Source organism: Paenibacillus tengchongensis, assembly GCF_008973665.1.
Taxonomy (GTDB): Bacteria; Bacillota; Bacilli; order Paenibacillales; family Paenibacillaceae; genus Paenibacillus_AQ; species Paenibacillus_AQ tengchongensis.
Window position 1 is genome coordinate 76979 of record NZ_WACP01000001.1, and the last position, 12020, is coordinate 88998.

8 protein-coding genes are annotated in these 12020 nt (G+C 48.9%); 1 reads left to right on the forward strand and 7 read right to left on the reverse strand.

Annotation, left to right across the window (positions count from 1 at the left end):
* Positions 1-71 precede the first annotated feature (71 nt).
* From F1381_RS00175 to F1381_RS00205, 7 genes are all read right to left on the reverse strand, one after another.
* Entirely contained in the window at positions 72-1466 is a 1395-nt protein-coding gene (locus tag F1381_RS00175) for a radical SAM/SPASM domain-containing protein (protein ID WP_151732814.1), read from the reverse strand.
* 2 nt (positions 1467-1468) lie between these two features.
* Complete coding sequence (locus tag F1381_RS00180; RefSeq protein WP_151732815.1) at positions 1469-2815, reverse strand: metallopeptidase TldD-related protein; 1347 nt, start codon at positions 2813-2815, stop codon at positions 1469-1471.
* Entirely contained in the window at positions 2812-4266 is a 1455-nt protein-coding gene (locus F1381_RS00185) for a metallopeptidase TldD-related protein (RefSeq protein ID WP_151732816.1), read from the reverse strand. The genes F1381_RS00180 and F1381_RS00185 overlap by 4 nt, the downstream gene beginning before the upstream one ends.
* 198 nt (positions 4267-4464) lie before the next feature.
* Positions 4465-6105 carry a type 2 periplasmic-binding domain-containing protein gene (locus tag F1381_RS00190; protein WP_151732817.1) on the reverse strand — a complete coding sequence of 547 codons (1641 nt, stop codon included), beginning with the start codon at positions 6103-6105 and terminating at the stop codon, positions 4465-4467.
* A gap of 57 nt (positions 6106-6162) precedes the next feature.
* Positions 6163-7062, reverse strand: coding sequence for a carbohydrate ABC transporter permease (locus tag F1381_RS00195; RefSeq protein WP_151732818.1), 900 nt, complete (start codon positions 7060-7062; stop codon positions 6163-6165).
* A 14-nt stretch (positions 7063-7076) separates the two neighbouring features.
* Positions 7077-8033: an ABC transporter permease gene (locus F1381_RS00200; protein WP_151732819.1), complete on the reverse strand. Its 957-nt coding sequence runs from the start codon at positions 8031-8033 to the stop codon at positions 7077-7079.
* A 229-nt stretch (positions 8034-8262) separates the two neighbouring features.
* On the reverse strand, positions 8263-10530 hold the full coding sequence (locus F1381_RS00205; RefSeq protein WP_151732820.1) for an AraC family transcriptional regulator: 2268 nt from the start codon (positions 10528-10530) through the stop codon (positions 8263-8265).
* 415 nt (positions 10531-10945) lie between these two features.
* Between F1381_RS00205 and F1381_RS00210 the strand changes: the two genes are divergently transcribed.
* Positions 10946-12016: a hypothetical protein gene (locus F1381_RS00210; RefSeq protein WP_151732821.1), complete on the forward strand. Its 1071-nt coding sequence runs from the start codon at positions 10946-10948 to the stop codon at positions 12014-12016.
* Positions 12017-12020 lie beyond the last annotated feature (4 nt).

Sequence of the window (12020 nt, forward strand, 5' to 3'; positions counted from 1 at the left end):
ACTCCAATGATTTCGTCGATTGTGCTTTGATTGTTTTCATTCTGATCACCTCCTTTCAAGCGGACGCCTTACTAATAGCCGCGTATTTCAGCAAGACTGTAGTCTTTGAAACATACACCCGGCTTATCCACGAGATCGTATTGCTTATAACGCGCCCAGGCAAGCGCCCGGCATTCTCCGACGCACTCCACCCGTGAATCACAGCCGATGCAATGAGCAGACAGCGTCCCGCGTTCGTAATCTCTCATATAATTCAGCAGCTCGGACTGTTCCCAAATGACATCGACGCTGTCTTCTTTAATCGTTCTGGGCCAGCACAGGCTGTCCGCATTCTGAAGATTGTTGCAGGCATAAATTTCACCTTTGAAATTAATGTACAGCCATAGGGTTCCTGCACGGCAAAAGATTTCCCGGTCCGCTTCAATCTCCTGATCGATGGGACAGTCCACAATGATTTCCGGAACCGTAGCCCGCCCTTCTCTAACCATCAGCTTAACGCGGTTGTATTCTTCCTTGGACATCCAGATATTGTTCTCCATAGCCTGGCCGCATGGCACTGCAGGGATCACCCGCAGCATCGTGATGCCGATCGATTTGGCCAGCTCGAACATCTGCGGAATATCCTCCAGGTTGTTGGCAGCATGCGCTCCGTTAGGCTGAATAATCATATTGATTTCTGCTCTAAGCCCGGCTTCGACCACTGCCTTTAAGCCCTCTACAGCTTCCTTATGGGAATCAATATGGCGCGGCGGAATCCGCAAGGCGATCTCATGCTCCCTGACAGGTGAGGATAACGAAACCTGATAACAATTGATTCCCGCTTCTTTATAGGCAGCTATATTTTCTTTCAAATGAAACCCGTTGGTCAGGAGATAAATGCTGACAGGGTCTTTTCCCAGGATCTCGTTTGTCCGGCGGGTGATCAGCTGTGCAATCTGTGCAGTGTTATCCGGTGAAACCGATGGTTCTCCACCCGTCAGACACCATTCCAGTAAACCGTATTTTTCCAGAAGCGGCGTTATTACATGGGTGTCCAGATGCTCTTGTGTGTAAAAAAGCTCCCGGTCAATATCCCTCGGCGGTATGTAACACCAGGTGCAGCCATAGTTGCAGAAAGGGGTTACTTCTATAATCGGGGTAGGAGGTGTAATAATCCCCTCGGAACAGGCATCCAGGCGGCTTGCCAGATGTAGCGGATCATAGTTGGAGAGTGAAGGCAAATTCTCTTCTACAATGAAGCGAAAGATACTTTCAGTCAATTCCTCGTCATATCCCTGGTGCTTGCATTGCAGTTTGAACCTTAGCTCAGCTTCCTCGTCGCTTAATAAATCCAGATGCTTGTGCTGTAAGGAAAGGTACTGCAGGTAAATCTGCAAGGAAGGTAAATCACACTCCCATCTTCCTTTGTAGTAAGCATCCATGATTACAAATTCATTGTCGTTCTTCTTATAGATTAAGGCATACATCTTCAACACTCCCTAAAATGGATTTGAATACAGCCGGATTCCACGGATGGCAAAAGAAAATTTTCACAAAGCTGCCGGTCATAAAAAATGGCTTCGTTATCTCTCAAGAGGGCAAACAGATTGCCGGAAACGGTTCCTTGCAAGCTTAATGGAGGTGCGCCTCTGCGGTTTAAAGTGATGAAGTCTGATTCCAGCATAAAATCCCCTGCTTGCGCATCTGCCGAGTATCCGCGTAATGATTCTATATATAGATAAGGCACTGAGGCATCCAAGCTCGAACTGACTTGATCAGGAGAGGGCTTGAACTCAAAATTATTAATATATACCTGCCCGTCGCCCATATAATGTCCGGTGGGAGTGAGACCATAACCAGCATATTGATCCTCCAGTTCTTTGGAGAGCATTGGAGTTATAAACCGGCCTTGTTCAAAAAATACCGTTCTTCCGCACAGGGTGCCTTCTTTGTCAAAGAACTTTGATCCGGCTCCCTTGGCCTGCTGAGCATCATCGATAATATCGTGATTACCTATCACCTTTGTGCCAAGGTAATCTTTGTGGAGGAAGGAACTTTCTGCAGCAATTCTATAGCCATCGAGATTTTCCAGAAAAACAAGCTTGATCAGGTACATGAAGGCTTGGGGAGAGAGGATTACCCGCATGGATGTGAGCAAAGCCCGCTCAGGCAATGGCTCCCGCGGGTATGAAGGAATGACCCTGTTCCGTGTCACATCATCTAATAAATCTTCCAGAAAACGGGTTTGGACTTCCCGCTGATTCATCCCTCTGTTGTCGTGGAAGGCCAGATAAGCTTGTGCATAGGTCTCGTTGTAAGACAATTCCCCGCCACGGCTATTGATGTAAAGATGCTCTTGATGTACACAGCGGACTTGGAACTCAGCGGATAATTCCGTATGCATTTGTGATTGCCAGAGCTTTAATTCGCTTAATAAGGCATTTAGTACGTCGAATCTTTTATGCGAGATATGGTGAATGATTTCAGGGTCAGCCAGCGTGTCGCCAAAGTTCCTGGTATGGGGTAATAAGGATGAACACTTAAAAGGATTCTGCAAACTGACGCATGCTTCCACCAGTTCCTCAAGGGTTTCGGGGTCATTCGCGTTCCCTTGAATTTTCCCGCCAAATCCCTCGTGCGTATGAAACTCCAGCAGAATTGTATGATGCGTTCCTTGGGCCGGAACCCCAAATCTATAATTTCCGGAGTGAATGGCGCTCCTTAATTCTTCAGTCCGCAGGATATAACCACTCCAGGCCTTAATGTAACTTAAAGCATTCAGCCTTGTAACAAGATTCGATGTATGATTCTGCATCCTTGCCCCCACTTTCTTCATTGGGATTGAATCCCTATCAGTTGGATGCCTTGCTCCCGCTTGAAAAGGTTCAGTTCGGGTCCTCCATCGGAAGTTATGAGCAGATTTCTTCGTTTGGAGCAATATCCAAATGTATCTACAATGAGCAGTCCATAGGAATGCAGATGCGAGTTCAGCAAAGCGGCAGCGTTCCCGGTAAACGAGAGATTCGTATGGGCGACAGGGGGGCTATTGTCACTTATCAGGTACATCATTGGAACTGTGATGTCAAACTCCAGGCTGGCCCAGCTTGCGGTTCCTCCGCTCCAATCCGTCAGATAGGCTACCACCTGGCCATGCTCTAAATATCCTCCCTTCCGGAGTATGGCTGTTATTTCCTGAATACTGCCGCATGGCTCAGATTCCGTATGGTTATCGGGCAGAAAATAAACGCTGCTCATCCTAACCATAGGTGGCTTGTAGTACGCTTCACAGAACAGGTGGCCATTAGGCCTGGCGTCCATCAGGGCTGCTGTCTGCTTGCTGTGCAAGTAATCAATTACTTTGCCGTGCTCTATGAGGAGCATCTTCCCGCCTGCTACTCCCTCATCATCAAACCGGCGGTAAGCCGCGTTTGGCCATGTGGGATCTGCAGCGATATTAATGTGTTCACCAAAATGGAAATCACGGTCTTTCAGAAATGACGAGTTACCGAGAACATGGTCAGCTTCAAGAGCATGTCCAACAGCCTCGTGCACAATCATTCCCATTAATGAAGAATCTACTGCAATATAATCCGGCTGATACTTGCCTGAAGCCGGCGCAGCAGAGGCCAGCTGTGAGGCTTTCAGCTTCCCCATATAAAAGTAATCCTTAACTGAATCTGCTTTCCAGTCCAAATCGTTTACAAAAGCTTTGCGGTTGTAGAACATCTTGGCTCCGGACTCATGATCCGTATAAATATACTGTCCCAGGAAAACAGTACATTTAGCATCTTCTGTTACAGTGCCTGATGCGGAGATGTAGATATTGTCTTCATATACTTCACTGAATTCGGTATGTATAGCGCAAATATGCGCAATATTCTCATCTGAGGCTAATTCACAAAGCAGGGACTTTTCACTTTGGTAATCCCTTCTGCCTCGCTGCTCTAATTCTTCGGGTCCTGCAATTCTTACCCTATTTAATTGGTTGATATAGCGTTCTTTCTGCGACAGGTCTGTGTCCGGTAACGCATACACAATTTGACTGATGATGGCCACGCAGTCCAGAGGCGAAGTCAGGCTGGAGTAGATCATTTCTTCAGAGCAGGGGGTGCGGACTGTGCATTGTACTCCTTGTTCGCTATCGAGCTGCAGATGTACCATGGAGGTGCCCTCCATGCGCATGGATAAGGAGCGTTTATGCTTAATTATCCATTCCAGCTGAATGTCCAGCTCCAAAATAATCGTATGGAGTGCTTGAACGACATCCAATAAAACCTGATTAGACACTTAAAAACCCCCATAAAATGTAGGAAACAATTATATTATGAATATACCATTTTATAGAATATTTTTACAAGGATTAAATTGTAAAATACTCCTCTCCCAAACAACACAAAACCCCGGCAGCCCTCCACTTTCGGTGGATCGGCTCGCCGGGGATACGTTTATCTATCCAGTGGTTCAGTTATATGCAGCGTTTTCGGATTAACGGAACTGGCCTGCGTCGATTGCCGCTTGCTTCTCGTCAAGAATTTCCTGATAGCCTGCATCCAGGAAGGTCTGCTTGGCTTCCTGATAGGTTGCATCGAATTCATCTTCCGGAGCGAGTACGGTCTTGACATACAGGTCCTGGAACAGGGAGTTCAGATCGGCTTTGTACTCGTTAACCTTTTCCAGCACGGTAGTGAACATGGCGTCCGGTGTGCGGAATTCGGCAGTTTCATTGTAGTACTTCACCATATCTTCAGCCAGGTATTCATAGCCGGCCGGGGACCAGTTACGCAGATTGGCTTTAAGCGTCTTGTCGGCATCCGGATATTGCGCAATTTCCGTTACGAGTGCCCAGTAGTCTTTGTTGTTATTCAGGGCCAGGACAGATTCGCCTTTGTAATCAGGGTTCTTTACAGCGATACCTTCTGCGTCAAGCGTGTAGTTCTCGCCCTCCACACCATTCTGGAATTTGAACAGGTTCTCCGGCTGGCTCAGCCATTCCAGATACATCCAGACAGCAGCGCGTTCTTCGGCAGAAGTCTCATAGTTGATGCCCATGATGAAGCCAAACGGCCAGTAGGCGCGTCCTTGAGGCTTATTGCCTTCCGGAACCAGTGCGTATGGAGGCATTACCGCGAATTCGGCATCCGGGTTATTAGCCAGTGTTGCTGCGAAGACATCGGTATTGTTGGTCAGATAGAAACCGTAGTTACCTGTTTTGCCGGCGACAAACTCTGCTTTGATCTTGTTGTCGTCGCTGCGCAGATAGAATTCTTTATCCACGATGCCGTTGTTGTACTGATAGTTCAGGTTGCGCAGGAAGCGCTCAGAATCTGCAGTGGTGAAATCAGCTACACTCAGATCGGAGTAAAGAGCACGGTACTCCGGATCCACCGGCCAATCACGGAAAGCATAGGTATAGTTGAAGCTGTCTTTGATCAGGTTGCCGCCGGTTACACCGAGTCCGGCTTCCTTCCATTTCAGCAGCATTTCATTGTACTTCTCCAGGGAAGTCAGGTCTTCCATCTTCATGCCGACCTTCTCTACCCAGTCCTTACGGATGATGTTGACGAAATTGTCCGCTTCCGGACGTGCAGCAAAGAAGAAGATGTTCTGATCGTCCACCGTACCGTACTGCTGGATGGTTTCACCCATATTTGCCCAGTAGGTTGGAGCATAATTTTCTATTTCTGCATAGTTAAGCGGCTGCATAACATCCTCGCCGTAATAAGTAAGCGCTTGTGGCATGTCGTAGTGGAAAATAATATCCGGGGCCTTATGCGACGCCAGCAGCTGCTCGTAATCCGTTACTTCACTGCTGCGGGTAATCGGCACATAGTTGACTTCGATATTGTACTTGTCCCCGAATTCGGACTGCACCCAGCGGGTGTAATAGTTGTCGGTTACATTCCAGCCCTCGAACGCACGCTCATAGACCGGAATATCAATCTTTACCTTCTCTTTGAAGCCCTGGGAGTAATCGGCGAAGCCTCCCTCAGCTGTCTGGTTGTTGTTTGCAGCAGGCGTGTTCGAATTGGCCGCCTCTTTATTGTTGTTGCCGCCGGAGCATCCGGCCAGCATACCGGCTGTCATGACCGAAGCCATCAGTAATGAAACAAAACCTTTTTTGTTCATTGGAATTCCCCCATTTTTAATTTTCGGAGTTAATAACACTGCTTGTGGAGCCTGCGGCTATTCCTTGACTGCCCCGAGCATAACGCCCTGTACGAAGTATTTCTGGACGAATGGATAGATGCAGAGAATAGGCAGAGTGGCAAATACGACAACTGATGCTTTCAATACTTCCGGATTACTCAGTTGAACTGTAGTCGCTTCCATCTGGAAGCTTTCTGTAGCCTGGATAACCAGGTAATACAGCTTAAGCTGCAGCGGCCGGAGTTCGGTCGCATGCTTGATGTAGAACAAGGCATCCTGATAAGCATTCCAGCGGCCAACCGCGTAGAAGAGCGACAAGGTCGCGATAATCGGTTTGGAGAGTGGAAGGACGATGCTCCATAGAATCCGGAAATGCCCGGCGCCGTCGATGCGCGCAGATTCTTCCAGGCTGACCGGAATACTGCTCGTTAGAGAGGTCTTCATAATCAGCAGGTTGAAGACGCTGAACGAAAGCGGCAGAACCAGTGACCATATCGTATCAAGCAGTCCCAGATTGTTAATGTTCATGTAGTCCGGGATAATGCCGCCGCTGAAGTACATCGTGAACAGAAAGATGAAGGTGATGACTCTCCGGCCCTTGAACTGCGCTCTGGACAACGGGTAAGCGGCACAAATGGTCAGGAACATCCCCAGAATGGTAAACAGTACGGTTACGAGAACCGAGACATACAGCGACCGGAGAATACTGGCATCCGCGAAAATCTTCTTATAGGCCTCAATCGTAAAACCTTCCGGCCACAGAAACACCTTATTGGCGATAACGAAAGAGTCCGAGCTGAAGGATTTCGCCGCGACATGCAGGAATGGCAGCAAGCATATCAGCGAGAAGATTACGATAACAATGCGGATCAGCAATTCCCAAATATCCGGACGATTCTTACTTAATGCGGCAGAGTTGCCGGTTGATGCTTTCATGGTTTCGCTCCTTTCTAAAGTATTCCATCCTCGCCGAGCTTCTTAGCCACGCGATCTGCCGTTATTACAAGAATTATACCGATAACGGATTGGAACAATCCTACCGCCGTTGCCCGGCTGAAATTACCGGATTCAATCCCCCAGCGGTACACCAGAACCGGTATGGTCGTTGTAAATTCTGTGGTGGCTTTGTTCTGCAAGGCATAGATACGTTCGAAGGAACCCTCCATGATTTTGCCCAGGTTCATAATCAGCAGCGTGACGATCGTCGCACGGATCGAAGGCACCGTAATATTCCATACCTTTCTCCAGCGTCCGGCTCCGTCTACGGTGGCCGCTTCATAGAGCTCCGGATTAATACCGCTCATTGCCGCCAGGTAAATAATCGTCCCCCAGCCCATACTGTTCCATACCCCGATGGCCAGATAGCTGATCAGCCAGTTGGTATCCTCCTGAAGGAACGGTATCCGGTTGCCGCCCATTAATTCAATGACGTTGTTGACGACACCGCTTCCTTCACTGAGGAGCTGATACGCAATCGCCCCGATAATGACCCAGGACAGGAAGTGCGGCAGATACAGCAGGGTTTGGTTCGCACGTTTGAATTTGACACTCTTCACTTCATTCAGCATCAAGGCCAGGATAATCGGCATCGTGAAGCTGAATATGAGATCAAGAATGTTTAGCAGCAGCGTGTTGCGGACGGCCCGGGTGAAATCAGGCTTGGCAAAGATGTCCTGGAAGATTTGGAACCCGACCCATTCGCTGCCCCAGAAGCCTCTGGCAATCTTGTAATCTTTAAAAGCGATTACAAGTCCGGTCATCGGCAAGTATTTGAATACGATTACAAAAGCCAGCGGAATGGCTACCAGCAAATAGAGTTGCCAGTCCCGCTTTAAAAAGTACAGGGGCCCCTCTTGCTTTCTTAATAGAGCATTGTGATTGGTCTTTGAAGCGTTTGCAACTTTCATAATCTCACCTCCTACACCACTAAGTTTCTCGGTGCCGGTCACGTTAGCCGGCTTGAGTTCTATGCTATCCTGAGCGGGAGGATTTGAAAACCATGAGTAATGCTGCCCTCTATCAAAACTGACAGGAATGCGGTTTCATAGACTTTTTCCGCAGCTGAATAATCATTTTTGATAGGTGAAAACGTTTTATTTAATCCGTTCTATGACGGAATCAGTCAAAAGCCGACCTCTAAGTGTTCTTGCTCTTGGCCGATTTATAGCTGCTTGGCGGCATCCCTTCATACTTGCGGAAGAACCGGTTAAAGCTTTGCACATTATAATAGCCAACTTCTGTGGCAATTTGTTTAATCGTCAGGTCGGTATCCAGCAGCAGCTCCTTGGCCTTCTCGATCCGCAGCTGGTTCAGATAATCAATCATGCTTTTGCCGGTCAGGTCATAGACAACCTTGCGCATATAGGAATAACTGATGCCGAATTCATTGGACATATCTTTCAGAACAATTTCTTCGCGGTAATGATCCTTTAAATATTGAACGATCCGTTCGCCATGATTGATCTCCGTGGTGTTATGGTCCAGGTTCTGTATAATTTCCCGGAAAATATCGCGCAAGTATTCCTCCAGCTCATCCAGCGTATCCATTCCGGCCAATATGGTGTATATATCGCCTTTACCCATAATCATTCTTCCGGTTGCAATATGGTTCTCGCGCAGATGCTTAATGGTCGCCCCCATCAGCTGATGGTAAATAAACATAATATTATCGTAGGAAATATGCTTCTCGGCGCTGATCAGGCAGCGGATCGTCTGAAGCTCCTTATAAATGCCATCCAGATCGCCGGCATCAAGGAAATTCAGTATCCGCCGTTCGTTGCTTTCCGTATCGATATATTTGTGGCTGTGCTCTTCTTCATCCTGCCAGTACATAATGCTTCCCGCGCCGTTGATGATCCGCTGCTTTATTAATTCCATGGCTTCGAACAGCCGCTCGGCAACCATCTCGGGAGCATCCGCCACATCGCTGACTCCGACAGTGACGGTATGTCCCAGCAGCGCAGACGACTCATCCCCGATCATCTCCAGCGCCCGGTGGATCAGCTCATGCTTATCTTCCTGCTCATCCTGGGCAAAATTCAGCACAATGACCATACAACCGTCGGTATGATAGACAGAATGCGCCACAATTCCCTCAGGGAACAAGCTTTCGTACTTTGTGTTAAGCAGATACCGGTGGTAGCTGCGTGTCTCCACATTGGTATTGCCGACATATCTTCTGTACTGGTCAATGGAGACCACAACCACTTTGTAATACGCTTCCGGAAACACCTCTGCCAGCCGGGGCGGAAGCTCTCCGCGCAGCAGCCGGTGCACAGCGAAGCTCCGGGTATCCTGCTCGCGCTCCTGCAGCAGCTGGAACAGCCCTTCCTCTTCCTCCTGCATCCGTTTGAACGCCGTATCCAGGAAGGCCAGTTCATTTCTGCCTGCGACCTCCAAATCGCTCTTTGAGCGTATCGTCCGCACGAGTTGCCGGAGCGGCCTGGACAGCCAGGTCGCAATAACGACGGCCAGCACCGTCCCCAGCAAAATAATGGCTCCGGTCAGCAAAATAATATTTCCCTGCATTTCCCGTGATTCGCTCATCAGCTCATCCATGGAACTCCAGCTGACATTCCACCAGCCGGATAAGGCCGAGCGGCTCCACGCATAAACCATCCGCTTCCCGTCCAGTTCACGGAAGATATAACCCTCCGCATCTCCCTGGGTCAGCATTTCCTTGACGAAGGGCAGCTCAAAGCCGTCCGTGAGCAGCAGCGACTTGTCACTGTAAGAAATCACTTTACCGTCAGGGCCCAGCAGCAGGGAGCTGCTTCCGGCAACCTCCGGGGTATCCAGATATTTTCCAATCTGGCTTTCTTCCATATTAACTACGATTAATCCGCTTGTAGGAGAAGAGAGGCGGTTCAGCGGATAGACATAAGATACGACATGTTCACCCGATTCCAGCTTGCGGGGGACCCATACACCGCTGATCCCTCTCTGGCCGGCGAGCGCCTCCGTGGTCCATTCGATCGGCTCATACCGTTCCAGCGTCGTGACGCCATTATCTGTAGAAATGACATAATCCGAGTTATTCAAATAAAAGTACGAGGAATTCACACCATCCACCCGGCGGTTCAGGTTCCGAAGTTCATCCAATACAGACAAAGCCTTGCTGACATTGTTGTAAGTGGAATTCACTTCATTGTAGGTCGCGAAGCTGCGGATGCTTTCGAATACATTGGTTGCCGCCAGGCGCGCTGTATCCTGCGCCAGGTTTGCAAGCGCATTCTCATTTAACTTGCGGTTGGCGTTCAGCCCGGCCAGCGAGGACTCGCCGATGGCCTTCTCCGAGTTCTCAATGATCTGTTCGCCGCTGTACCAGGTCAGAATAGCCGTCGGTATGGCCATGACACAGAACAGGATCAAGGCCAGCTGTAGCATCATCGGTATTTTCTTCATGGTTTTCCCCCTATTGTCTCTGTAAACGTTACCAACATAAACAGAGAAGCCGCGCACACAGCGGGCTTCTCCAGGAATAACCTTCTAAAATTACGGAAGAGTAACTAGCTGCGCGTGTTGTAAGTCTATGGATGTGTGTGTCTAGATTAAGAGTATGGTGACGGCCCATCGTCCGCCCCCGCTTGTTGCTATAATAACATAAATGTTAGTTGTCAGTCCTGTAAATTGCTCACAGATTGTCGAATATTGCTTATAAGGCCTCACGCCCTCTAAACGGCTGGAACAAGTTACTGCTCAAGGTATCACGGAGCACGAACATTTCTGTAGTAAATTTTACCTAGAACTGCTAGACTGTAATCTGTCATTTATTATCCGTGTTAAAGCACTGACATTAACACACTGGGGGAATTATTCAATGAAGAAACAAATGACGCTGCTGCTTACGGCGCTCCTGCTTATCAGCGGAGTACTTCTGTCTTTCGGAAGCGGGCAGGCTGCAGCTGCGAAGGCACCGGTATACACGGAGCTTGCAACCTTTATCGATGGAAAGCTGCAGATCGCACCCGTCAAATCGCTGCTTGCGAACGGCTCAACTTATGTCCCGGTAAAGCTGGCGCAGCAGATTCCGGGCATCACTGCCGATACCTCGGCAGGCGTCACCTTAACGGGCGGCAAGGGAACCGCCAAGCTGGACGCAACCAATTCGATTCTGTACAAGAACTCGAATTATGTATCCTTCAAGACACTGCTGAAGATCGGAAATGTTGAAGGTAAATATGCTTCAAGCGCCGAAGCAGTATTCTTCTGGACAACCGAAGAAGGCAAGACCAAGAGCAATGCTACGCTCTCCAGCATCAGCAAGCTGCCGGGAACGATGGGCCTTGCCGTAGGGAAGAAGGTATATGTGTTCGGCTTCCCGGATTACAGCTGGGTCCTTGATGTGGCCTATGACGGAGGCTCCACCATGGTGTTCACCCTCCAGCATATGGACGGCACCATCTGGACACTGGATGATCAGGTGTACGGCTCAGAGTCTATGTACACGGATGCTTACCTGCAAAGCCTGAAGAGCACTTATTACGGCCTTGCGGCTTGGGTCAACAATTCGATTATTGAAGACAGCCCGTTCGCAAATATGGAGAAGGTCACCATTCTCAACTTGTTGCCCGATCCGGATCACAGTGCTGTGAAGGTTCAGGTACGGCGGGCCAATGGCCAGGAATTTTATATGACAACCGATCCGGAAGGCGATATTGAAGAGGAGATCGACCAGTATTTCTATTTCAAAAATCCCCGGACCGTCTATAAAATCAACGACAAGATGTGGAAAGCGATTCAGGAGGAGCGCGTCGTGGTAGGGATGACCTTTGAGGAAGTGTTCTTTGCCTGGGGCGAACCGGACCGGACGAATGATTCGCTGGGGCTGGCAGTGTACGGCAATACCTATCTGTACTTCCGGAATGACAAGCTGGCTTCTATTCTGTAATTTC